Here is a 23860-nt window from a genome sequence, read left to right as displayed (position 1 = left end):
GCACGGCGGCCACCAGGGAGTTTGCGCTGGGATGGAAAGAACTACGCCGCCGGCCGTGCTCACGCTGAAAATTGGGCCGGTTCCTGGTCACCGGAGACTCCGGTGGCAGGGCGCGAACGTCGCGAGACCGCGTCCGCCCCTCCATGGAAACCGATGATCACCCAGAAAGGGGTCGAGATATCAACCGATCCATATTTCCCGCACCGCGTGCCGGGCTGGCGTCCCTGGTGGTCGCCGCGTCCTTGACCGCGCCTGTGCTCGGTTCGCCGGCCGCGGTGGCCGACGACGTGGCGCCCCCGACCGACCGGGTGGCCGCCACGCGAGCGGCGAAGGCGCAGGGCACGCGGGTGGAACTGGAGGGCGAGAAGACCGAGAGCTCGTCGATCTGGGCCAACCCCGACGGCACGTTCACCCTGGAGGCGTTCCCCGGCCCGGTACGTGTCAAGGACGGTGGCACCTGGCGCCCGATCGACACGTCCCTGGTCCGGGATGGCGACGCGGGCCTGCGTCCGAAGGTCACCGCGTCGGACGTGCAGGTGTCCGGCGGTGGGGGCGAGCCGTTCGCCGAGGTCCGGCGAGCCGACCGCTCGTTCGCGGTCTCCTGGGACAGGAAGTTGCCGGCGCCGCGGGTCAAGGGGGACACGGCGACCTACAAGGACGTCGTGCCGGGGGCCGACCTCACGGTGAAGGCGTTGCCGAACGGGTTCAGCCACTCCCTCGTCCTGCGCAGGCGTCCGGCCGAGCCGCTGGAGATCAGGCTTCCGGTGGCGACCAAGGGCCTGACGCTCTCGGCGGCCGCCGACCACGGCCTGAATCTGCAGGACGCGGCGGGCAGGCTGCTGGCCTCGGCTCCTGCCCCCCGCATGTGGGACTCCACGACCGATCAACGGTCCGGCGAGCCCGTACACCAGGCCGCGATCGACACGACGGTCGAGCGGACCGCCGGCGGGGCCGTGCTCGTGCTGAAGCCGGACGCGGGCTTCCTCGCGGACCCGCAGGTGAAGTACCCCGTCACCGTGGACCCCACCAGCACCCTCACCGTGGAGACCGACACCTGGGTGCAGAGCGACATCCCCGACTCCCAGCGCGGTTCGACCGAACTGAAGGCCGGCACCTACGACGGCTCCCACGTCGCCCGCTCGTACCTGAAGTTCCGTCACGTCGAGGACCTGCGCGGCACCTCGATCGTGGACACCGACCTGCGGCTGTGGACGTTCTGGTCGTCGGTGTGCGTGGATCCCAGCGCGGGCGTGCAGGCGCGCCGCATCACCGGGGCCTGGGATCCCGACACCATCAAGTACGGCTCGGAGCCGGCCACGACGACCACCGGCGCCGTGACCACGAAGACCGCGCACGGTGCCGCGAGCTGCCCCCAGGACTTCATGCACTGGGACACCGATGCCATCGTCCAGGCGTGGGCCGACGGGCAGCCGAACTACGGCATCCAGCTACGCGGAGCCAATGAGAAGGACGCTTCGACCTGGCGCCGGTACTACTCCTCGAACTACGTGTCCGGCGCGCAGGGCGACAAGGAGCCCGCTCTCAGCGTCACCTTCAATTACAGGCTCGGCGTCCCCACCGGGCTCGACATGACGCCCAGGGCCTCGTCGGACCCGGGCGTCAACAGCGTCGCCGGCCTCACCCCCACGTTGTCGGCGAAGGCGACCGATCCGAACGGCAAGCCGCTGGACTACACGTTCGAGATGACGAACGCGGGCGGCGGCGATGTGATCGCCACAGGAGGCCCTAAGGGGGTCGCCTCCGGTGCCACCGCGACCTGGAAGGTGCCCTCGGGCATCCTGCGGAACCCCGGGGCGTACCGGTTCCGCGTCAAGGCGATGAGCCAGACGGGCGCGAGCGGCTGGTCGGCGTGGACGCCCCTGGCGACCGATGTCCCCGAGGTCCCCTCCGGCCTGGCGACCGGCCTGAGCGACCCGTCCGCCCTGGTGCTGTCCGGCGTGGTCTCGCGTCCCTCGGGGCAGGCCCTGACCGGCAGGTTCTACCTCTTCGACAGCGCCGGCGCCCCTGTCGGGCCGAGCCCGGTCGCCTCCAGCACGGTGCAGGGCGGCCGGCGCGCAGGCCTGAAGGTCGCCGACGGCCTGGTCAGCCCCGGACGCGGCTACAAGTGGCAGATGGAGGCATGCGTCGGCACCACCTGCAGCGCCCGAACGGCACTGGTCGCCTTCACGGCCCCGCAACCGGGTGCGGAGAAGCCCACCCGGTCCACGGTTCTCGGCGCCGGTGTGCTGACCATACGCGCCGCCAAGTCCGGCACGGACGCGTGCGGCGGCAACCCCTGCCAACTGGGAAATGTCAGCGCCTTCCAGGTGGGAGGCGGTCAGGTCTCCTCGTTCAAGGCCGATCTGAGCGCGATTCCAGCGGGTTCGGAGATCACCTCCGCGACGCTCGACCTGGGAACCCCTACCTGTGCCGCCGCTTGCCCGGCGACGGTCAAGGTGTCGGCCTACGAGATGACCGACGACCCCGCCGCCGACGCCACGGGAGCCGACGTCTCGTCCAAGCTGCTGGATGAGCCGTTCGCCCAGGCGGACCTCACCAACTCCAAGATCGACATCACCGGCTCCGTACAGGCGGCACGCCAGGACGGCGAGAGCTTCTCGGAACTCGCGCTGCGCGCGGATGACCCGGCGACACCGGAGGTGACCTTCGGGTCCTCCGGTGCGACCACCCCCCTCACCGTCACGGTCGCCTACGTCCCGCCGGCCGTTCCCGGGACACCGCAGAACGTCAGCGTGCGCCCGGGTGACGGAGGCGCGCTGGTCACCTGGGCACCACCGTCCGAATCAACGGGCGACCCGCGGATCACCGGGTTCGACCTGGAGGTCCTCGGTGGCACCGGGGCCGTCGTCCAAACCCTGGCTCCGACCGAGCCGAGCGTCGTCGTCACCGGGCTCACCAACGGGTCGGCGTACTCCTTCCGGGTGCGGGCCAAGAACGAACAGGGCAACGGGGCCTGGAGCACCAGCTCGGCCATGAAACCCCAGGCCGTCCCCGACCGGCAGGAGTACGTCGACGCGGTCAGCCAGTACCTGGACAGCCGGGAAGGCATCGTCGAGGGACGCTTCGCGAGCGCCTCCGACGCGATCGGCGCGCACGCGCAGGGCTACCGCTTCGACTCACTGCTCCTCGCCGACGAGCAGGCGCTCCTCGCCGGCAAGGCCACGGTGGACGCGGATGGCGGAGCACAGGAGGGCTCGACGACCACACTGAGCGACCTTCTCGTCTCCCTTTCCGCCGACGGCAGGACCACCACCGTCCGCGCGACCGTCGCCCAGTCCCGCATCCAGCGCGACCCGACCGGCGAGAAGACCACCCAGGAAGAGGAGAACGCCGAGGACTACTCCTTCAAGGCCGTGCTGACCGGCCAGGACCAGTACATCGACGGCTCCGCCAGTGGCCTGGTCGGCCAGACGGACGGCGACTCGGCCGACGCCCAGGTCTATCCGGACGAGTCCCTGACCGCTGACATGAACGTGGACGCGAGCATCCCCGAACCCACAGAGGACCCGGGCGGATCAAGCTCGGTCAACTCCGTGAGCGCGTCCGGCATCGCGAACTGGGCGCTGAAGCACTGGAACAGCCACCAGGAGTACGACGGCTTCTGGCAGCGGGGCGGCGACTGCACGAACTTCGCGTCCAAGGCGCTGAAGTTCGGCGGCGGCGCCAGGGAGATCCGGAACTACGGGAGCAGCGCGGCGCAGAAACGAGCGCACCTTTACAACTGGTTCTGGGCCAGCCCCGTCGGCAAGGACTCGAAGACCTTCATCGTCGTCACGAACAGCATGAACCACATGACCGCCCGGCACCGGATCCAGTGGCGGTCGAAGTTCTCCGACGTGCGCGTCGGGGACATCATGTACTGGGACTTCGACCCGGGAAACCACAACGGGCCCGAGCACATGTCGATCGTCACCAAGAAGACGGCGTCGAGCGAGCGAGGAATCTACTACACGCAACACAGCACAAAGGCGGTGAACAAGAGAGTCTCCGACGCCAAGGAGCGGAGCTGGCAGGTCGGCTACGCGAGGCTCGTCGTTTGAGCGGGGTCGTTCCTTCCGGCCATCCGGACGGCTGGACACCTTCGGGGCCGGTGACGGCATAGCCGGACGGCCATAGAGCGGCGGGCGCGGCATTCGCGCCCGCCGCTCTCCATTGACCGCCGGGTAGCAGGCACACCAGATAGTTCGGATAGCGAACTATGTGCTAGCCTGGAGATGGGCGTACTCGCCAGTCCAACGAGGAGGTCGGTGAGTGGGGAAGTCCGCGGATGAGCACATGGGGGTCGTCACCGCGCTGGTGCGCTCCTCGTTCCTGGTGAACGCCGTGTACGCCGAGGCGGCCAGGGAGCACGGGCTGACCCCACAGCAGGGCCAACTGCTCTGCGTGCTGATGGCGCGGCCGTACGGCATGAGCGACCTGGGCGGGGTGCTCGGGCTCGCGAAGTCGAGCCTCACGGGCCTGGTGGACCGGACCGCCGAGCGCGGCCTGGTGCGGCGAGAGCCGGACCCGCAGGACCGGCGTGCGGTCCAGGTCACGCTCACCGCGGCAGGCGACGAGCTCGCCGAGGGGTTCTACACCGAGACCTGCCGTCGGGTCGAGATGCTCCCGGCGGCCCTCGGCGAAGCCGATCGCGGCAGGCTCGCGGACCTGCTCGGCCGGGTGGTGCTGGACAACAAGGTGCCGGTGGTCTTCATGGATTGGGACGAAGCGCCCCCGTCCCGCACGGACGCCGAGTAGCCCCGCCGCCTTTTGAATGGGCTACCACCGGGGTGATCTAAATGGAAAAATCGGGATGTGAACGCATTAAGCCGGGCCGCATTGGTCGGGGCCGTGATCGCGGTGGCCGAGCTGCTCATCGGGATCTACTTCCACCCGGAAGACGACTTCGCGATCACGGTGGTCCAGGCACTCGTGCCGTTCCCGCTGGGATTCCTGCTCGGCTGGGCCGTCAAGCTGCCGCGCTGGGCGTTCGTGTCGGCCGCCGCGCCCTTAGCCATGGGCGCGTGTCTCTTCTTCGAGGCCGCGTTCCTGCCGTACACCGAGGACATGACCTACAGGGTTCTGGCCGGCTTCGCCATCGCGGTGGCCGGCTACCTTCTCACCGCTTGGCTGTTCACCCCTGGGAACTGGGTGCCGCGCGCCTCCGTGGTCAGCGCGATCTTCATCGCCATCGTCGCGACTTCGTCGGTGCAGGAGGCGATACGCAGATCCGAGCCGGTAGGAAGCTTGCCGCACTACGGTGTGCCCATTCCGCCCGGCCAACTGGCCGCGGCCTCCTGAGCCTGTGGCGGCGAGCACGGCCTGCCCATCAACCCATGGGCAGGCCGCGGCGCTCCGCTGCTGTCACGCGTGAGGTCAATCGGTCGCCGGCGGGATGTTCTGGTTGAGCCGGAAGAGGTTGGTCGGGTCGTACTCGGCCTTGATCGCCCTGAGCCGGTTCCAGGTCTCGCCCGGGTACGCGGCGCGGACCCGATCGATGCTCTCGTCCTGAAGGAAGTTGACGTAGGCCCCCGCATCGCTCTGACGGAGGACCCCTGAAAGCTCGATGACCCAGGCCTCGCGAATGGCCCGCTCCTCGAGGCGCTCGTAGAACGCCGCGACGTTCACCATGATCTTGCTGTTGCGGTGCGCGAACGCGGTCGCGTCGACCGGCACGCGGGCCATCGCCCCGCCGAGCACCCGGAGCTGCACGGCGCGCATCGACGCGTCGGATGACTCGAGATACTCGACGATCGTGTCGGCCACGCCTCGGTCGACGGTGTCGATGAACATCGTCCGTGCCACCGCGGTCGTCTGGTCCTCTTCCTCTTCCGACGCGAACATTCCCGAGTAGGGCATGGTCTGGAGCATGTCGGCAAGGGGAGTGGCCAGCGCACGGAACGGCGCGATGGCCCGCTCGCCCGCCTCGCTGTCGCCGGCGTAGGCCATGAAGGCCATGAGGATCAGCTGACCATGCCACTCTTCCGGCAGGAACGGCATCGGGGGCGCGGGCATGACGTTGATGATCGTCGAGAGCTCCTCCGGCGCCGCGTCCGCCTCGGCGATGAACGAGGCGATGACCTCGGCCGTCCCGGGAAGGACCAGTATCCCGCCCACGATCGACTCCAACGGCTGCAGCTTGAACTGCAGGCGGGTGACTACACCGAAGTTGCCGCCGCCGCCGCGGATGGCCCAGAACAGGTCCGGATGGGTCTGTGCGTCCACGTGGCGCAGCTCGCCGTCCGCGGTCACGATCTCGACGGCCAGCAGGTTGTCGAGGGCGAGGCCATGCTTGCGGACGAGGAACCCGATGCCGCCTCCGAGGGTGATCCCCCCGATGCCCACGGTGCCGGTGTCGCCGAAGCCGGTCGCCAGGCCGTGGGCGCCCACCGCGGCGGTGAACCCGCCCGCGGTCAACCCGCCCTGGGCCCACGCGGTACGTCCTTCGACATCGATGTCTATCGCGCGCATATCTCTGAGGTCGAGCACGATGCCGCCCTCGGAGACGCTGTGGCCGGCGTTGCTGTGGCCGCCGCCGCGGACGGCCAGTTCTATCCCGGTATCGCGGGCGAACATGATGACACGCGCGACGTCGGCGGCATCGGCGGGCCGGATGACGGCCGCCGGCCGGCGGTCGAACCCGCCGTAGTAGACGGCGCGTGCCCGGTCGTACCCGTCGTCATCCGGCTCGATCACCCTGCCGGTGAGGGCGGTACGGAGGCGCGAAAGCGTGGCGGGCGAGACATTCACATGCATAAGGGAACTCCTTCGCGGCGTGTTCTGCCTGCCGCTCGTCGCTGACAGAGAATGCCGTACTCATGTTCTCGCGATGACGGAGTCATCAATCAGGGATTCACCTCTATCGATCCTTCCTTTCGAACAAATGCTTTTCAACCCGATTAGGGGTGGGGTCGGGGTGCGGCACGCCGGTCAAGCCGGCTCCGGGGTCCCCGCGTCGCGCTGTCGTCGGCCTTCGCCGGCCAACACGATGCGCCGTAAGCGGAAACCATTCATCACCTGCTCCAACTCGCCGTGCGGCAGAAGAAGTTCCCCGATAACTCACCGGGTGGCCGAGCTGTGGTCGTGGACGGTGCGAACATTCCCCCCTGATGCGATGGATCGGCTGGGCAACTCGGGCCATCAAGGCGGAAGTCGCGTGCACGTGAATGCGGATCATCACCGCGCGGGGAGTCGACCATACGGTTGCTAACCCCGGGGGGGTATGTTACGTTCCCGGACGAAGATACCCCCCAGGGGTCAACTCGGAAGGAGAACCTCATGTGCACGGCATGCGCGTGCGGAACGAATGACAGCGCCACCGCGACCGTCAAGTCCTCAGTGGACGGCAGCGTCTACACGGTCGACGGGATGACCTGCGGTCACTGCGTCTCGTCGGTCTCCGCCGAGATCGGCAAGGTCGGCGGCGTGAGCGGCGTCTCGGTCGATCTGGCCGGCGGCGTGGTCACCGTCAGCGGAGCGGGATTCTCCGATGCGGAGATCAGGGCGGCGGTGGAGCGGGCCGGTTACACGCTGGCCGAGGCCTCAGCGGTCAGCGCGTCCTAGAGAGCTTCGCCCGGACAGAAACAGGCGGTGGGCGTGCATTGGCGTGCACGCCCACCTGCGGGGCCGGCCTGACTCGACATCACATCCAACCCCCAGATCGCATCCTCCCATCTCGGCGAGGGATGCGCGGAATTCAAGGAGTGCGGCATGAACGCCGTCAATCCACGCAGGTGGCAGGCACTCATCGTGCTCGCCGCCGCGCAGTTCATGGTCATCATGGACACCTCCATCATCGGGGTGGCGCTGCCGGACATGCAGCGCGACCTCGGCTTCTCTCAGGGAAACCTGCAGTGGGTGTTCAACGCCTACGTCATCGCCTTCGGCGGCCTGCTGCTGCTCGGCGGCCGGCTGTCGGACCTGTTCGGCGCCCGCAAGGTCTTCACCACCGGATGGATCATCCTGATCGCCGGTTCCATCGTCGCCGCGGCGGCGGGCAACGCCTGGATCGAGATCCTCGGCCGTGGCGTCCAGGGCATCGGCGGCGCGCTCATCGCCCCCGCCTCGATGACGCTGCTCATGATGCTCTTCGGGCACAACCCTCGTGAGCTGGGCAGGGCCATGGCCCTGTACGGCGCGGCCGCACCGGCCGGCGGCACCGCCGGGGTGTTCCTCGGCGGCCTCATCACCGAGTACCTGAGCTGGCCCTGGGTGTTCATCGTCTACGTCCCGATCGGCCTGGCCACGTTGGCCGCCGTCCCCGCGCTGCTGCCCGCCGTCCAGGGCAGGCGTGGCTCGGTCGACGTGCTCGGCGCCATCTCCGTCACCGCGGGCATCGCCCTGGCCGTCTACGCCATCGTGCGCGCCCCCGAGCAGGGCTGGAGCTCACCGTCCACGCTGGTGGAACTGGCCGGCGCGATCGCGCTGCTCGCGCTTTTCCTGGTCATCCAGCGCATGGTCCGCGAGCCGCTCATGCCACTCGGCATCTGGAAGACCCCGGGCCTGGCCGGCGCCAACCTGGCGATGGCGCTGCTCGGCGGTGCGTGGATCCCGATGTGGTACTTCCTCAACCTGTACCTGCAGCAGGTCCTCGGCTACGGCGCCTTCCCCAGCGGTGCGGCACTGCTGCCGATGACCGTCGCGATCATGATATTCATGATCGGCATCACCGCCCGGCTGCTCGGCCGCTTCGGTGCCAAACCGCTCATCGTCCTCGGCCTGCTGGTGCTGGCCGCAGGCGTGGCGGGCCTGTCCCTGGTCCGCCCGGACGGCGCGTTCGCCACCGACGTGCTGCCCGCCTCGCTGATCGCCGCGGTCGGCATGTCTCTGGCCTACATCCCGGCGATGATGTCGGCCATGTCCGGGGCACGCCCCGAGGAGAGCGGGCTGGCCTCGGGCATCGTCAACACCACCTACCAGGTCGGCTCGGCCCTCGGCCTGGCGGCCATGACCGCGATCGCCACCTCCCAGGGGGCATCCGAGCTTGGCGACCTTCCCCGTCTCACCGACGGCTTCCAGGGAGCCTTCATCGGCGCCGCGGCGGTGGCGGCACTGGGCGCCGTGCTCACCCTGCTGCTCATGCGCACGCCGAAGCCGGCGGCCCAGGCGGGCGCCGCAGCGGAGACGGAATCGCTCGGCGTGTAACGCCCCGATTGGGAACCGGATCTCAACGGACCCGACGGAATACCCTAGGGGGGTAGGGTGTTCGAAGAGGTGAAACGGGAGCAAGAGGGAGGCGGGGGAAATGGCCGGATACACCGACACCAAGCAGGACCACCTGCAGCGGCTGCGCAGGATCGAGGGGCAGGCGCGCGGGCTGCAGCGGATGGTCGAAGAGGACAAGTACTGCATCGACATCCTCACCCAGGTGTCGGCGGCCAACCGGGCCCTGCGGTCCTTCGCCCTGGCCCTGCTGGAAGAGCACCTGGCGCACTGCGTGGCCGACGCCACCGCCAAGGGCGGCCCCGAGGCCGAGGCGAAGCTCAAGGAAGCCTCCGACGCCATCGCCCGCCTGGTCCGTTCCTGACCGGCACGCAGCACCACACGTAACGAAGGAGTGATCGTCATGAACGCGCCCGTCAAGCTCGGGGCCTATGCCGTCGGACTCGCCGTGATCTTCGGTGGAGCTCTCGGAGTGGGCAACGCTGTGGGCCCGGTCGGGACACCACCCGCCGCGAACGGCCACCAAGCACACACGGCCTCATCTCCGAGCCGAACGGCCGATGGTCACCAAACCCACGCACAGCCGGCTCCGAGCCGGGCGACGACCGCGGCATCCATTCCAGGAGGGCTTCAAGTGTCACAGGACGGCTACACCCTGACCCCCGAGACGACCGTGATCACACCGGGCGAGGCCACCGACTTCCGCTTCACCGTCACGGGCCCCGACGGCCGCCCGGTCACCGGCTACCAGGTGCAGCACGGCAAGAAGCTGCACTTCATCGTGGTCTCCCGCGACCTGGGCACCTTCCAGCACCTGCACCCCGAACTCTCTGACGACGGCGTGTGGTCGGTGAAGCTGACGCTGCCCGAAGCGGGCCCCTACCGGGCGTTCGCCGACTTCGCCCCCGAGGGCGGCACCGGGCTGACGCTTGGCACCGACCTGCGGGCAGGCGGCGACTACAAGCCCAAGGCGCTGCCCACGGCAAGCCGTACCTCCACGGTCGACGGCTACACCGTCGCCCTCGACGGAACCCTCACCCCCGGCACTGCCAGCGAGCTCACCCTGAAAGTGAGCAAGGACGGCCACCCGTTGACCGACCTGCAGCCCTACCTCGGCGCCTACGGCCACCTGGTCGCGCTGCGCGCCGGAGACCTGGCCTACCTGCACGTACACCCCGACGGGGAACCCGGCGACGGCAAGACTCAGCCCGGTCCGGAGATCACCTTCTACGCCGAGGTGCCCAGCCGCGGCGACTACCGCCTCTTCCTGGACTTCCAGCACGAGGGAACCGTGCGAACCGCGGACTTCACCGCCCGCGCGGGCGAACTCCCGGCACCGACCGCGACCTCGAGCCCGAAGCCGGCGACCACCCCCACCACACCCGGCTCCCATGGCGAGCACGACCACTGACGCCAGGCATGACGACAGAAAGGAGCAGGTGATGTCCTCCCTCACCGACGACAGAGCACAAGACTCGGTCGAACTCTCCATCGGCGGCATGACCTGCGCGTCGTGCGCCAACCGGATCGAGCGCAAGCTCAACAAGCTCGACGGCGTCACCGCGACCGTCAACTACGCGACAGAAAAGGCCAAGGTCACCTTCCGCCAAGGCATCGACCCAAACGACCTCATCGCCGAAGTAGAGAAGACCGGCTACACCGCCGCACTCCCCCCGGAGCCGAAGAGCGACGCGACACAAGGGGAACCGGAAGGCGAACCGGCCGACGAGCTTCGGCCGTTGCGCCGGCGACTGATCACCGCCGTGGTGCTCGCCGTGCCCGTGATCGCGATGGCGATGATCCCGCCGCTGCAGTTCACCTCATGGCAGTGGCTGTCGCTCACCCTCGCCGCGCCGGTCGTCGTCTACGCGGGCTGGCCCTTCCACAAGGCCGCGTGGACCAACCTGCGCCACGGCGCCGCCACCATGGACACCCTGGTCTCGCTCGGCACGATCGCCGCGCTCGGCTGGTCGCTGTGGGCGCTGTTCTTCGGCAGCGCGGGCACCCCCGGCATGACCCACCCGTTCGCGTTCACCATCGAGCGCACCGACGGCTCAGGCAACATCTACCTGGAGGCCGCCGCCGGGGTGACCGCGTTCATCCTGGCCGGGCGCTACTTCGAGGCCCGCTCCAAGCGCCGCGCCGGCGCCGCGCTGCGGGCCCTGCTGGAGCTCGGCGCCAAGGACGTCGCCGTGCTGCGCGACGGCATCGAGATCCGCATCCCCAGCGACCGACTTGCCGTGGGCGACCGATTCGTCGTACGGCCCGGCGAGAAGATCGCCACCGATGGCGTGATCGAGGAGGGTTCCTCCGCGGTCGACGCCTCGATGCTCACCGGCGAATCGGTCCCGGTCGAGGTACGGCCCGGCGACACGGTCACCGGCGCGACCGTCAACGCCGGCGGCCGCCTGCTCGTCCGCGCCACCCGCGTCGGCGCCGACACCCGGCTCGCCCAGATGGCCAAGCTGGTGGAGGAGGCGCAGACCGGCAAGGCTCAGGTGCAGCGGCTGGCCGACCGCATCTCCGGGATCTTCGTCCCGATCGTGATCGCGCTGGCCCTGGGCACACTCGGTTTCTGGCTCGGCACCGGAGACGGCATCGGCGCCGCGTTCACCGCCGCGGTGGCCGTACTGATCATCGCCTGCCCCTGCGCCCTCGGCCTGGCCACCCCGACCGCGCTGCTGGTCGGCACCGGCCGGGGAGCCCAGCTCGGCATCCTGATCAAGGGGCCCGAGGTCCTGGAATCCACCCGCGCGGTCGACACCGTCGTGCTCGACAAGACCGGCACGGTCACCGAAGGCAAGATGACCCTGACCGACGTGCACCTCGCGGAGGGCGAAGACCAGGCGCGCGTACTTCGCCTGGCGGGAGCCCTTGAGCACGCCTCCGAGCACCCCATCGCCCAGGCGGTCGCCCGAGGCGCCGCCGAGCGCGTGGGCGAGTTGCCCACCCCCGAGGACTTCGCCAACGTCGAAGGGCTCGGCGTCCAGGGCGTCGTCGACGGGCACGCCGTGCTGGTGGGCCGTCCCCGGCTGCTCGCCGACTGGTCGCAGCACCTCCCGGTCGAACTGGAGCGGGCGTTCACCCAGGCGCAGGCGGCCGGCCGTACGGCTGTCGCGGTCGGCTGGGACGGCAGGGCCCGCGCGGTCCTGGTCGTCGCCGACACCGTCAAACCGACCTCGGCCGAGGCCATCCGTCAGTTGCGCGACCTGGGGCTGACCCCGGTGCTGCTCACCGGCGACAACGAAGCCGTCGCCAAGACGGTGGCCGCCGAAGTGGGCATCGACGAGGTCATCGCCGAGGTGCTCCCGGCCGACAAGGTCGACGTCGTCAAGCGACTGCAGGCCGAAGGCCGTACGGTCGCCATGGTGGGTGACGGCGTCAACGACGCCGCGGCCCTCGCCCAGGCCGACCTGGGCCTGGCCATGGGCACGGGTGCCGACGCGGCCATCGAGGCCTCCGATCTCACCCTGGTACGAGGCGACCTGCGCGTGGCGGCCGACGCCATCCGGCTGTCGCGCCGCACCCTGCGCACCATCAAGGGCAACCTGTTCTGGGCCTTCGCCTACAACGTGGCCGCCCTGCCGCTGGCCGCCGCAGGCCTGCTCAACCCCATGATCGCGGGCGCCGCCATGGCGTTCTCCTCGGTCTTCGTCGTCAGCAACAGCCTGCGGCTACGCCGCTTCAAGTAGAAAGCGGCGACCCTCGGAACCGACTCCGAGGGTCGCCGCACGTCCTTGCGTGTTACCTCCGCCTTCTCCTGGGGCAGCAGGTATGGGACGGCGCGACTGCCCGAAGCGTTGGGGGGCGCCGACCTTGTGGTCAGCGCGACCGTCAGCCGTGCGCCTCGAGGAGTAGCGGTTGCGGCTGTGTGAGGACCGGTTGCCGGCGCATGCTGACCGCGGACAGGGGTCCAAAGGAGAACCACATGATCATCGTTGGAGTGGACGGGTCGCCTTCGGGGCTGGACGCGGTCGGCTGGGCGGTGCGGGAGGGAGCACTGCATGACCGGCCCGTGCACATCGTGCACGCCATGCCGAAATGGGCTTATGAGATGCCCGACGACGTGCCGCACTCCGATGTGGGGCGCTGGATGCGAGACAGCGCCGCCGAGGTCCTGACGGCGGCGCTGGAACGCGTGGGTGCCGAGCCGTTCGAGGTGCGGGTGAGCACTGAACTGCTGGCAGGGGACCCACGGGACGCCCTGCTGAGGGCGGCTGCGGTCGCCGACATGCTGGTGGTGGGCAACCATGGGCTCGGCGGCTTCCGTGGGCTGCTGCTCGGCTCGGTCGCTCTGGGAGTTTCCGGGCATGCTCCCTGCCCGGTCGTCGTGGTGCGCGGACCGGCTTCTCGGTCCGGGGAAGTGGTGGTGGGAACGGATGGATCGGCTGCGAGCGATGCGGTGGTCGAGTTCGCCTTCGCCGAGGCGGAAGCGCGCGGTGCGAGACTGCGAGCGATCCGTGCCTGCTCCGTTCCGGTCGAATTCATGCCGTTCGATCCCGATGCATTGATCGGCGATGAGTCCCGCCTGCTGGCCGAGTCGCTGAAGGCATGGCAAGAACGCCATCCCGCTGTCGATGTCCTGCGGCAAGTGAAACAGGGACACCCCGCGCAGGTCCTGCTGGAGGCGTCGGCCGAGGCCGACCTCCTTGTGATCGGATCACGCGGACGCGGCGGTTTCACCGGATTGATCCTTGGTTCCACCAGCCACGCCGTGCTGCACCACGCTTCCTGTCCGGTGGCCGTGGTGCCCGCTCCGAAGCATGGCGGTGTCGATGGTGAAGGGGAGCCACGAAGGCTCATGGAGTGATCCAGATGATCCAGCCCGCATAGCTTCAGGTGCGGCGGACCAGGCCCAATCCCTGGACGGTCCGCGCCGGTAGATCGGCGACCCGATCGAGGCGCTCGCCCGCGTTGCCGTTCTCAGGCCGGGCGGCCGGAGAACAGTGCGTCGTCCTGCTGCCATTCGAGCTTGTCGAGCACATCGACCACACCGTTGACTCGCTCGGTCATCCGCGCGATGGTCTGAGCGTCGCTGTGGCGGGCCAGGTGGCCGCTCAGCGTCACGACCCCCTCCGACACCGAGACGCGAACTCCTGAGGTGTCCATCCACATGGGGCCCTGGAGGATGTCGTCGCGGATCTCGGCGGCGATGTCGTCGTCGGTCCGGGCGAAGACCTTGAGCAGGTCGTGGCGGCTGACGATGCCTTCCAGCCGCCCTTCCTCGTCGACCACCGGCAGCCGCTTGACCCTGTGCGCCTCCATGGCACGCGCGGCGGCCACCACATTGGCGTACGCCCTGACGGTGATCGCCGGCGCGGTCATCAGTTCGGCCGCCGTTTCGGCGCGCGCCTTGTCCTTCGGGGCGGCGCCGGGTCGGCCGATGCGCCGGCGGAGCCGTGCCCGCAGGGGAGGACGGTAGTCCTCGCCGTAGTACTGCTGCCTGAACTCCTCCTTGCGCAGCAGGTCGGCCTCCGAGATGACGCCGATCACATACCCCTCACCGTCGACCACCGGGACCGCGCTGACCCCGTGGGCGGTGAGTACTTCGGCGACGTCCTTGAAGGGGGTGCTGCCGTTGACGGACGCTACCTTCCGGGTCATGACGTCCCGCACCTTCTTGTGCATGATCGGCTCCCTTCGATCGCGGGCGTCGCCCCCTCAGGCGGCGCTCGTGCCGCACATCCCTCTTCATCAAATCGTGGCCAGGATCACGAGCGAAGAGACCGAGGGCCCTTGTCCATGGGACATTCGGCCCGCGGCCGGTCGTCCGGGCCGGGCGGTGGATTCGGATGCAGGGTCCGGTCGAGGCGTACGGCGGCGTAGCCGAGGGTGGAGAGTACGGTGACGATCATCAGGTCACCTATGCTCAGCGGCTGGGTGCCGAGGAGCTCACGGAGCAGCGGGAGGTAGAGCCCCGCGAGTTGCAGGACGAGGGCGCCGGCGACGGCGAGAAGCAGCATCGGGTTGGCCAGCGAGCCCGGCCGGGTGCGAGAGCCGATCGCCACCCCGAGCTGGGTGGCGCCAAGGGCGAAGAAGGCCATGCTCTGCCATGGGCGTCCGGTCTGGTGGGCCCAGATGGCGACGCCGAGGGTGACAGCGGTGAGGACGACGCCGATCCGGATCACGCGTTGCCACAGCCCGGCCCCCAGGATGCTCTCGGTGGTCGGCCGAGGCGGGCTGGTCATGGATCCGGGTACGGCGGGCTCGCCGCCCAGGGCCACGCCCGGTAGCCCGTGGGTGAGCAGGTTGATCCACAGTATCTGGGCGGGCAGCAGCGGGAGCGTGAGACCGGCGAACGGGCCCAGCAGCATGACGGCGATTTCGGCTGCTCCGCCGGACAGGCCGTAGACGAGGAACCGGCGGATGTTGGCGTAGACCCGGCGGCCCTCCTCGACGGCCGCGACCACGGTGCCCAGGTCGTCGTCGGCCAGCACCAGGTCGGCCGCCTGACGGGCGACTTCGGTGCCGCGCTCGCCCATCGCCACGCCGATGTCGGCGCGCCTCAGCGCGGGCCCGTCGTTGACGCCGTCTCCCGTCATCGCGAGGGTGTCGCCGCGATTTCGCATGCTCTGGATGATGTCGAGTTTCTGCTGGGGCGTGGCCCGGGCGTAGACGCTCGCCCTGTCCTGGCCCGATTCGCGGGCGTCGCGGCAGTCGACGACCTGGCCGCCCGTTTCGATGATGCCCAGGTCAGTGGCGATGGCACGGGCGGTACCCGGGTGGTCGCCGGTGATCATGACCGATCTGATCCCAGCGCGTCCACAGGCGGCGATGGCGGCGGCTGCCGCGGGTCGCGGCGGGTCCAGGATCGCGATCAGCCCGAGCAGCGTCAGCCCGTACTCCTGGACGGTTTCCGGAACGACGTCCAGATCGGTTCTCGCGACGGCCAGGACCCGGTAACCCGCCTGGGCGAGTTGGTCGGCGCGCTCGGACGCGCGGGCCAGGAGCGCCGGGTCGTCGACCAGGACCGGTGACTGGAGCAGTGCCTCTGGTGCGCCCTTGCAGATCACCCGGGCTCGGCCGCCGGGAAGCCGGTGAACGGTCGTCATGCGCTTGCGGCCGCTCTCGAAGGGCCGCTCGGCGACTCTGGGGAACCGCTGCCGCACCTGTGCCGAGTCCAGGCCCATCTTGGCGGCGGCGGCGAGCATGGCCGCCTCGGTGGGATCGCCCAGCGCCGTCCACTGTCCGTGGGAGTCCTGTGACAGCCGCGCGTCGTTGCACAGTGCCGCCGCACCCAGCAGGTCGGTGAGACGTTCGGTCTCCACAGGCCGGTCTTCGACGATCTCACCCTCAGGGGCATAGCCGGAGCCGGTGACCCTGGCTTCCCCGGCCGGAGTCCAGAGCAGCCGGACGACCATCCGGCCCTCGGTCAGCGTGCCGGTCTTGTCGGTGGCCAGAACGGTCACAGAGCCCAGGGTCTCCACTGCGGGCAGCCTGCGCACGAGGGCGTTGCGGCCGGCCATCCGGCGGGCTCCCAGTGCGAGGCTCAGGGTCACGACCGCGGGCAGTGATTCAGGCACGGCCGCGACCACCAGGCTGATCGCGGTCACGACCATCAGCTCGACCGGTTCGCCGCGGGCCAGGCCGAGGGCCAGCACGACCACGCACAAGAGCACGGTGACGCCGGCCAGCATGCGGCCGACCCCCATCAACCGTCGCTGTAGCGGAGTGAGACCGGCCCCCTTGACCATCATGGACGCTATGCGCCCGGTCGCGCTCGACATCCCCACCGCGGTGACCACCGCTCGCCCGCGCCCTCGTACCACGACGGTGCCCGAGGACACCGCCTGCTCGACGCTCTTGTCCACCGGCATGGACTCGCCCGTCAGGGCCGACTCGTCGACGAGAAGGGCCGCCGACTCCACCACCCTGGCATCAGCGGGAACGATGTCCCCCTCGGCCAGCACCAGAGCATCACCCACAACGACATCCTCCGCCGGAACCTGCGCCTGGGAACCGTCACGGACCACGCGCGCCGTCGGGGCGGTGAGCTCTGACAGGGCCGTGATGGCGCGGTCAGCGCGGACCTCCTGCACTACCCCGACCGAGGTGTTGACCACGATGACCAACATGATCACGGCCATGTCGGTCCAGTCGCCCGTGGCGACGGTCAGTGCCGCCGCCACGAGCAGGACGAGGATCAGCGGGTCGCGGAGCTGGGCGGCGACTCGTCGCCACAACGGGACGGGTGACTTCTGGGGCAGCAGGTTGCGCCCGTCCTGTTCCAGTCGCGCCGCTGCTTCCGCCGACGACAGGCCGGAGGTGACAGCGGTCGCGGTGGTTTCCTCCCTGGCCATTCGTCGTCTCCTGGTTGGTCTGTCGAACCGCGTCATGGTCTCGGAGGCCAGTCTTCACAAGGAGGCGAACTCTTCGACAGAGACGAAGGTCCCGTCCAGCGGGCGCTGAAGGGCGGGGGGAAGCGGGGGCCGCTGAGACCGATCGGCCGGAAGAGTGTGGCCAAGGTCCCCGCGTTTCGGGACTTTCATCGCTGACCATGCCGGACGGCGGCGGGCACGCTTGCAGTGGGGCCGGCTAGGAGGCGGGTCATGGACATTCACCCAGCAGGCGGGATCTCCTGCACGTTGCGTGCCGCCGTCGAGGCCGCACTCTGGGCGCCTTCGGCGCACAACACCCAGCCGTGGTCGTTCGCCGTCTCCGGGGACGAGATCAGCCTGCGCGCGGACCCGGACAGGAAGCTGCGGTTCGCCGACGCGACCGGCCGCCAGATGCTGATCAGCTGCGGCGCCGCGCTGTTCAACGTACGGATCGCCCTTCGCGCGCTCGGCTACGAGCCCGAGGTACGGCGGTTCCCGGACCCCGACCGCCCGCTCCTGCTGGCCACGATCCGGCCACGGCAGGGTGCGGGAGCCGACGAGCAGACTCTGTCGCTGCGTGGGGAGATCGAGCGGCGCCGGACGCATCGCTCCGGGTTCACCACCGCGCGTGTCTCCGAACACGTGACAGAGACGCTGGTGGCCCAGGCGAACACCGAGGGGGCTCGCCTGACGCCTGTGCGGTCGGAGGTCGAGGCGCGCGTGCTGGCCGCGCTCACCAGCGCCGCCCAGGACGTCCAGTCCCAGGACCGCATGTTCGGCCTGGAGCTGATCCGCTGGGCGCGGCCTCCCGGCAGCACCCGCAGGGACGGCGTGCCGGCCCACGCCTACCCGATCACCCGCAGACGCACGTATCCGCAGCATTTCGCCCAGCGTGACTACGCCTGGGGACACTCCTGGGGCAGTGAGACCGAACAGCGCAGGTCCACGGCGACCGGGCTCGTGGCCGTGCTCACCACGAAGACCGACACCCGCCACGATTGGCTCGTCGCGGGCCAGGCGTTGCAACGCACCCTGCTCCGCGCCTCCGCCTGCGGGCTCAGCGCGGCCTTCCACACGCAGGCGCTGGAAATGCCGGAGCTACGGGAGTTCATCCGCAACCACCTGTGCTCCGGAGACTTCCCACAGATGATCATGCGGCTCGGCTTCGTACGGGACGGGACGGGAAGCGTCCGCCGCCCGTGCTCGGAGGTGCTGGAAGAGCACTGACTCATGGTCGATTCCGAGTGAACCTCGGGCCGGCCGCACAGACGCGGGCATTCCGCCATGTCTGCTCTTGATGGCTGAGGGGGCCGGGGTGATCACGAGACGGCAGTTCATGAAGGCAGGGTTAGGCGGGACCGTGCTCCTGGTCTCTGGGCGGATCCCGGCCCTGGGGGGTGCGGCGATTCTCCGGGGCATGCTGGATCCGGTGGCGATCGCCAAATACGTCACGCCGCTGGCCGTCCCGCCGGTCATGCCGTCCGACTCGGCGGATGGCTCCGTTGACCGCTACACGATCGGCGTCCGGCGCTTCCGGCAGCAGATCCTGCCTTCGGGCAGCCCGGCCACCACGGTCTGGGGGTACGGGTCGGTCGGGCACCCGCGGACCTTCAGCTCCCCGGGGTTCACCTTCGAGGCGACGGCCGACCGGCCTGTACGGGTGACCTGGGTGAACGAGCTGGTCGACACAGATGGGAACTACCTGCCGCACATGCTTCCTGTGGACCCGACGCTGCACTGGGCCAACCCTCCTGGAGGGGCCTCCGGCCGGGATTCACGTCCCGCGTTCACCTCGACCCCCGGCCGGTACCGCGGGCCGGTGCCGATCGTCACGCACCTGCACGGAGGGCACAGCGCCGACTACAGCGACGGCTACCCGGAGGCGTGGTACCTGCCCCAGGCGAGGAACATACCGTCCGGCTACGCGACCGAGGGCACCCAGTACGCGCCCTTCGCGGAAGAATCCGCGAGCCGGGACGGGGCGTCGTGGCGTCCCGGCTCGGCGGAGTTCCGTTACGGCAACGACCAGCGCGCCGCCACGATGTGGTACCACGATCACACGCTGGGGATGACCCGGCTCAACGTCTACGCGGGCCTGGCGGGGTTCTACCTTCTGCGAGGCGGCCCCTCCGACCTTCCGCCGCCGGTTCTTCCGGGACCGGCGCCCAGGGCCGGAGCCCCACAGAACCGGCGGTTTCACGAGATCCCGATCGTCATCCAGGACCGGTCGTTCGCCGCTGACGGCTCGCTCTTCTATCCGGGGAGCCGTAGGCAGTTCGACCGGTTCGCCGGTCCCTACATCCCCAGCAGTGATCTACCACCTATCTGGAACCCCGAGTTCTTCGGCACCGCCATGATGGTCAACGGCCGCACCTGGCCGTTCCTGGCCGTCGAACCACGCCGATTCCGCCTCCGGTTTCTCAACGGCTGCAACTCCCGGTTCCTGGACCTGAAGATCGTGTCCAACCCTGTGGCGAAGCGTCCGGTGGCCGCGGCCCTGCCGTTCTGGCAGATCGGCTCGGATGGAGGGTTCCTGCCAGAGCCCGTGGAGCTCGGCAGGCTTCTGCTGGCCCCGGCCGAGCGGGCCGATGTGATCGTGGATTTCACACGCCTCCCTGCGGGTACGGAGCTGTATCTGATCAACGAAGCGCCCGACGGGGCCTTCCGCGGAGACGGCAAGGCCGCGCCGGCGGATCCCGCGACCACGGGGCAGGTGATGAAGTTCGTGGTGCGGTCACTGGTGGGACGAGATGCCAGCGTGCCTCCCGACCAGCTCACGCTGCCCTCGTCGACTCCGCTCGGCTCGGCGACGAAGACGCGCAAGGTCGCTTTGCTGGAACAGAGCTCCGCGGTCGTCTCCGGTGCCGGACCGACGGCGGTGCTGCTCGGTACCGTCGACGGACGCGGGACGGCGAGGATGTGGTCCGATCCGCTCACCGAGACCCCCGCGGTGGGTGCCACCGAGGTGTGGGAGATCCACAACCTCACCATGGACGCGCACCCGATCCATGTCCACGAGGTTCCGTTCCAGGTCGTCGACCGGCAGCCGTTCACCGGCATCGCCCGATCTCCGGAGCGAGGGGAGAGGGGGTACAAGGACACGGTGATCGCCTACCCGAACGAGGTCACCCGGATCAAGGCGACGTTCGACCGGGCCGGCCTGTTCGTGTGGCACTGCCACATCCTGGAGCACGAGGACAACGAGATGATGCGCCCCTACCGCGTCGGAGGCTGACGGCTCGCCGGGCAGGGGACCGGCGCCGGCCCCGGCGATCCGGCCGATCAGCCGGGCTCCAGTCGCGGGCGCCGGTAGCTCCAGGGAACAGCGGCCCCGGGAGGGTGGATGGCCGCCAGTGCCCGCTCGAGTGCCTGTTCCGAGGTCGCGCTCGTATCGACCTCGATCGCATCGGCCCAGGGGGCCGTTCGCGCCGCCATCGCCTCGGCGATCGACTGGTCGGCGTCGGAGACCCCCGCAGTACGACCTGCCAGGCGTTGCGCCATAACTTGCGGCAGAGCGGTGCAGCGCAGACCTACGAGGTCGCTGCAGGTGCACTGAGCGATCCGCTGGGCGGTCGCGCGGTGCGCGACATCGGCCCAGGAGGCGTCGAGGATCACCGACTCGCCCTGGCGAAGCAGCCTCTCGGCCCGGGACATGAGCTCGCCATAGGTACGCTCGGTCCATTCTTGGTCGTAGATTCCTTCGCCGAAGGGGGCCGGCGCAGGCTGTTCGGGCGCGATGCCGGCGAGTTCCTTGCGGACGCGGTCACTGTTCAGCAGCGTGTACCCGAGGCGGTCGGCGATGGCGGCGGCCAGGGTCGACTTGCCGGCCCCAGGTAGTCCGCCGACGAGGACCAGGGCGACCGCGCCTGCGCGCAGGTGACGGAGTGTGAGATCTCCGAGCTCACGGGCCTCCCATGTCGCCTCGGTCTTTCCCTGCCCTCGCCGCAGGCAGGCCACTTTGGTGCGGACGAAGGCCCGATAGGCGACATAGTGGTGCAAGAGTGACGGCGGCGCGGGATCGCCGGAGAACTCGGCGTACCAGTGCAGGAACAGTTCGGCCAGCCGCGGAGCGCCCAGCCGCTCCACATCCATGGCCAGGAATGCCGCGTCGTCCAGGCCGTCGAGGAACCGGAGCCGTTCGTCGAACTCGAGGCAATCCAAAATCCGTGGCCCGTCGTCGAGGCAGAAGATGTCCTCTGCCAGCAGGTCACCATGTCCTTCAACGATGCGGCCCTGTTCGACACGGGTGCTGAACAGGGGCTCACGGCCGTCGAGGAACCGTAACGTGAGCCGTTCGATCTCGTGCGCCGCCTCCGGATCGAGGACCCTGTCAGGAAGGGCTCGGACCTGGTCGAAACTCGCGGTCCAGCGGGCTCGTATCCCCGCTCTGCTTCCTTGCCGGTCGATGTCAGGGCCGTGACGGGCCCGGCTGTGCAGGCTCGCGATCATCCGGGCGATCTGGCGCAGGTGCTCCTCCACGGGTTTCCCCGATCGAAGGAGGGCTGCGAGACGTCGTTCGTGGGGCATGCGCCGCATCACCACGAGATGCTCGCAGGGTCGCCCGTCCGGGCCCAGCACGTCGGCGACCCCTTCGTAGACATCCGGGGCCAGTCGCCGGTTGAGCTCCACTTCCTCATGACAGGCGGCCCGCCGGCTCTCCCGGTCGGTGAAGTCCAGGAAGCCGAAGCGGACCGGCTTCTTGAGCTTGTAAGCGTGATCCCCCAGGAGCAGCACGAGACCGGTATGCGTCTCCCTGATCTCCGCCCACGGTCTCATCGCTGATCGCTCCCGCCTTCGGGTCTGCCCGGCCGGCTGGTGGAGGCGGCTGAACGGGGGGAGCCGGTCGATCAGGGGACCGTCGGCCCCCCGCGGGCAGGTGTTCGATGTTCGATATGTGCATCGGGTCCCGGGAACACCATGGACGGGTGTTCCTGGTCCGGCCAGCGGACGTCGTACGGTGGCGAGCCGTCGGCGTGGTACAGGGCGACGATGACACCGATGCGGCGTGGCTTGTCCAGAGAGGTACTTTCAACGATCAGCCGATCGCCAACTGCTGCTTTCACTGTTACCTCCCGCGTCCCTCCTCGGACTCCCTGGGACCGCATGGCCACGGCTGCCGGCCATCAGTTCCCCTCTCATATTCAATTGGGGCGAGAGAGCGGTCTACCTGCGATGGACCCTGATAGATGGGACGAAAGTCCGTTTTGGTGCAGTGGCGCATGCCACGGTGTCAGAAGCCTTGGATGCGGCGGCCGGTGATCTGGTGCGGGATGATGCGGACGTAGAGGTCGCGTTCGCCTCCGGCCCAGGGCTCGACCCTCGGCCCGGAAACCCCTTCCGGACCCAGGAAGGTGGCCCGATGGAGGCCGGTGAGTCGTCGCCATGTGCGGGTCCGAACCGGGGACCTTCGGCCCCGCGGAGGCGGCCGATCAGGTGTGGATCAGCAGGTCGCCGAGTGGCTCGTCGCGGTGCAGGCGGGCGATGGCGTCGGCCAGGAGGGGGGCCGTCGAGCAGATCTGGAGCGGCAGCGCCGATGAGGCGTCCTGCGGGAGGCTGTCGGTGACCAGCAGGCTCTGGATCCGGGAACCGCCGAGCCGCTTCGCCGCCGCCTCCACGAACAGCCCGTGAGTGGCGGCCACGACGACCGGCGGAGCGGCGCCGTCCTCGAGCAGGAGTTCCACCGCAGCCTCGATGGTTCCTCCGGTGCTGATCATGTCATCGACGACGATCGCCTGGCGTCCCACGACGTCGCCGACGAGTTTCCCGGCCACGACGCTGGTCCCCGTCAGCCGCGTCTTGCGGACCAGCGCCACCGGCAGCGACAGCAGCGCGGCGTACCGCTCGGCCAGCTTGACCGCGCCGAGGTCGGGCGCCACGACGATCGCATCGCCCCGCGCCCGCTCGGCGAGCGCGCCGGCGAGGACGGGGACGGCCGTGAGCATCTCCACCGGCACCGCGCACACGGCCTCCAGTGCCACCGTATGTGGATCAACCACGACCAACCGCTGCGCTCCGGCCGAGGCCAGCGCGTCGGCGACGACCCTCATCCCGATGGCCTCTCCGGCTCGCCCACGGCGGTCCTGCCGGGCGTACCCGAAATACGGCACGACGGCGGTAATGCGCGCGGCGCCGGCCCGCCGGCAGCCGTCGAGCAGCAGCAGGAGCTCCATCACGTGCTCGTTCACGGGCGGCCCCGTGGGCTGGACCAGATAGACGTCGGCACCGCGCACGCCGTCGACGACCGGCCGTAGCTCGCTGTCGGGGAAGCGCTCCACCACCGATGACACCGGCTCGGTGTACAGCCCCGCCGCGACGGCACGAGCCAGCGCCTGGTTGGCCGTACCGGCCACGATCCGCAGCGTCATCACGCTCCACCCCCT

Annotated in this window: 17 protein-coding genes; 11 read left to right on the top strand and 6 right to left on the bottom strand. The window is 69.5% G+C overall.

The genetic code is table 11. From position 1 onward, the window contains the following. Positions 1–242: 242 nt before the first annotated feature. The 3 genes from OG589_RS33320 to OG589_RS33310 all read left to right on the top strand — a co-directional run bounded on the left by OG589_RS33320 (position 243) and on the right by OG589_RS33310 (position 5301). Complete coding sequence (locus OG589_RS33320) at positions 243–4061, top strand: DNRLRE domain-containing protein (protein WP_405142071.1); 3819 nt, start codon at positions 243–245, stop codon at positions 4059–4061. Positions 4062–4272: 211 nt separating this feature from the next. Beyond that, the gene (locus OG589_RS33315; RefSeq protein WP_405142070.1) at positions 4273–4758 is read left to right on the top strand and encodes a MarR family winged helix-turn-helix transcriptional regulator; all 486 of its coding nucleotides are present in this window, start codon (positions 4273–4275) and stop codon (positions 4756–4758) included. A gap of 57 nt (positions 4759–4815) precedes the next feature. After that, positions 4816–5301, top strand: coding sequence for a hypothetical protein (locus tag OG589_RS33310; protein WP_405142069.1), 486 nt, complete (start codon positions 4816–4818; stop codon positions 5299–5301). A 75-nt stretch (positions 5302–5376) separates the two neighbouring features. On the opposite strand, the gene OG589_RS33305 is transcribed toward OG589_RS33310, so the two are convergent. After that, a complete protein-coding gene (locus tag OG589_RS33305; RefSeq protein ID WP_405142068.1) occupies positions 5377–6756 on the bottom strand; it encodes an FAD-binding oxidoreductase in 1380 nt (459 codons plus the stop codon). A gap of 522 nt (positions 6757–7278) precedes the next feature. On the opposite strand from OG589_RS33305, the gene OG589_RS33300 reads away from it, so the two are divergent. The 6 genes from OG589_RS33300 (at position 7279) to OG589_RS33275 (ending at position 13972) form a co-directional block, all read left to right on the top strand. Then, positions 7279–7563, top strand: a complete 285-nt coding sequence (locus tag OG589_RS33300; protein WP_405142067.1) for a heavy-metal-associated domain-containing protein — start codon at positions 7279–7281, stop codon at positions 7561–7563. A gap of 147 nt (positions 7564–7710) precedes the next feature. After that, on the top strand, positions 7711–9144 hold the full coding sequence (locus OG589_RS33295; RefSeq protein WP_405142065.1) for an MFS transporter: 1434 nt from the start codon (positions 7711–7713) through the stop codon (positions 9142–9144). Positions 9145–9244: 100 nt separating this feature from the next. Next, positions 9245–9526, top strand: coding sequence for a metal-sensitive transcriptional regulator (locus tag OG589_RS33290; RefSeq protein ID WP_405142064.1), 282 nt, complete (start codon positions 9245–9247; stop codon positions 9524–9526). Positions 9527–9796: 270 nt separating this feature from the next. Beyond that, positions 9797–10573 (top strand): hypothetical protein, encoded by a 777-nt coding sequence (locus OG589_RS33285; protein WP_405142063.1) that lies wholly within the window; start codon positions 9797–9799, stop codon positions 10571–10573. A 31-nt stretch (positions 10574–10604) separates the two neighbouring features. Further along, positions 10605–12854, top strand: a complete 2250-nt coding sequence (locus OG589_RS33280) for a heavy metal translocating P-type ATPase (RefSeq protein WP_405142062.1) — start codon at positions 10605–10607, stop codon at positions 12852–12854. A 236-nt stretch (positions 12855–13090) separates the two neighbouring features. Next, positions 13091–13972, top strand: coding sequence for a universal stress protein (locus OG589_RS33275; RefSeq protein ID WP_405142061.1), 882 nt, complete (start codon positions 13091–13093; stop codon positions 13970–13972). Positions 13973–14085: 113 nt separating this feature from the next. On the opposite strand, the gene OG589_RS33270 is transcribed toward OG589_RS33275, so the two are convergent. Together OG589_RS33270 and OG589_RS33265 are read right to left on the bottom strand one after the other, a co-directional pair. Then, a complete protein-coding gene (locus OG589_RS33270) occupies positions 14086–14766 on the bottom strand; it encodes a CBS domain-containing protein (protein WP_405142060.1) in 681 nt (226 codons plus the stop codon). 107 nt (positions 14767–14873) lie between these two features. Continuing rightward, positions 14874–17462, bottom strand: coding sequence for a cation-translocating P-type ATPase (locus OG589_RS33265; RefSeq protein WP_405142059.1), 2589 nt, complete (start codon positions 17460–17462; stop codon positions 14874–14876). Positions 17463–17711: 249 nt separating this feature from the next. Between OG589_RS33265 and OG589_RS33260 the strand changes: the two genes are divergently transcribed. Further along, on the top strand, positions 17712–18707 hold the full coding sequence (locus OG589_RS33260; protein WP_405142058.1) for an Acg family FMN-binding oxidoreductase: 996 nt from the start codon (positions 17712–17714) through the stop codon (positions 18705–18707). A 190-nt stretch (positions 18708–18897) separates the two neighbouring features. Further along, a complete protein-coding gene (locus OG589_RS33255; RefSeq protein ID WP_405142056.1) occupies positions 18898–20715 on the top strand; it encodes a multicopper oxidase family protein in 1818 nt (605 codons plus the stop codon). A 47-nt stretch (positions 20716–20762) separates the two neighbouring features. Here the strand turns inward: OG589_RS33255 and OG589_RS33250 are convergent, their stop codons facing one another. From OG589_RS33250 to OG589_RS33240, 3 genes are all read right to left on the bottom strand, one after another. Beyond that, a complete protein-coding gene (locus OG589_RS33250; RefSeq protein ID WP_405142054.1) occupies positions 20763–22214 on the bottom strand; it encodes an AAA family ATPase in 1452 nt (483 codons plus the stop codon). 113 nt (positions 22215–22327) lie between these two features. Then, positions 22328–22585 (bottom strand): DUF1918 domain-containing protein, encoded by a 258-nt coding sequence (locus tag OG589_RS33245; RefSeq protein ID WP_405152181.1) that lies wholly within the window; start codon positions 22583–22585, stop codon positions 22328–22330. Positions 22586–22909: 324 nt separating this feature from the next. Beyond that, a complete protein-coding gene (locus OG589_RS33240; protein WP_405142052.1) occupies positions 22910–23845 on the bottom strand; it encodes a ribose-phosphate diphosphokinase in 936 nt (311 codons plus the stop codon). Positions 23846–23860: the final 15 nt, after the last annotated feature.

It is taken from the genome of Sphaerisporangium sp. NBC_01403, assembly GCF_045040145.1.
Taxonomy (GTDB): domain Bacteria; phylum Actinomycetota; class Actinomycetes; order Streptosporangiales; family Streptosporangiaceae; genus Sphaerisporangium; species Sphaerisporangium viridialbum.
The sequence above is the reverse complement of the archived record's forward strand: the minus strand, read 5'-3'. Positions and strand labels throughout refer to the sequence as shown.

What these genes read in the sequence shown, in the direction of transcription:
- OG589_RS33305 (WP_405142068.1), bottom strand. Translation starts at nt 6,756, where the DNA reads ATGCATGTGAATGTCTCGCCCGCCACGCTTTCGCGCCTCCGTACCGCC.
- OG589_RS33300 (WP_405142067.1), top strand. Translation starts at nt 7,279, where the DNA reads ATGTGCACGGCATGCGCGTGCGGAACGAATGACAGCGCCACCGCGACC.
- OG589_RS33295 (WP_405142065.1), top strand. Translation starts at nt 7,711, where the DNA reads ATGAACGCCGTCAATCCACGCAGGTGGCAGGCACTCATCGTGCTCGCC.
- OG589_RS33290 (WP_405142064.1), top strand. Translation starts at nt 9,245, where the DNA reads ATGGCCGGATACACCGACACCAAGCAGGACCACCTGCAGCGGCTGCGC.
- OG589_RS33280 (WP_405142062.1), top strand. Translation starts at nt 10,605, where the DNA reads ATGTCCTCCCTCACCGACGACAGAGCACAAGACTCGGTCGAACTCTCC.
- OG589_RS33275 (WP_405142061.1), top strand. Translation starts at nt 13,091, where the DNA reads ATGATCATCGTTGGAGTGGACGGGTCGCCTTCGGGGCTGGACGCGGTC.
- OG589_RS33270 (WP_405142060.1), bottom strand. Translation starts at nt 14,766, where the DNA reads ATGACCCGGAAGGTAGCGTCCGTCAACGGCAGCACCCCCTTCAAGGAC.
- OG589_RS33265 (WP_405142059.1), bottom strand. Translation starts at nt 17,462, where the DNA reads ATGGCCAGGGAGGAAACCACCGCGACCGCTGTCACCTCCGGCCTGTCG.
- OG589_RS33260 (WP_405142058.1), top strand. Translation starts at nt 17,712, where the DNA reads ATGGACATTCACCCAGCAGGCGGGATCTCCTGCACGTTGCGTGCCGCC.
- OG589_RS33255 (WP_405142056.1), top strand. Translation starts at nt 18,898, where the DNA reads ATGCTGGATCCGGTGGCGATCGCCAAATACGTCACGCCGCTGGCCGTC.
- OG589_RS33245 (WP_405152181.1), bottom strand. Translation starts at nt 22,585, where the DNA reads ATGCGGTCCCAGGGAGTCCGAGGAGGGACGCGGGAGGTAACAGTGAAA.
- OG589_RS33240 (WP_405142052.1), bottom strand. Translation starts at nt 23,845, where the DNA reads ATGACGCTGCGGATCGTGGCCGGTACGGCCAACCAGGCGCTGGCTCGT.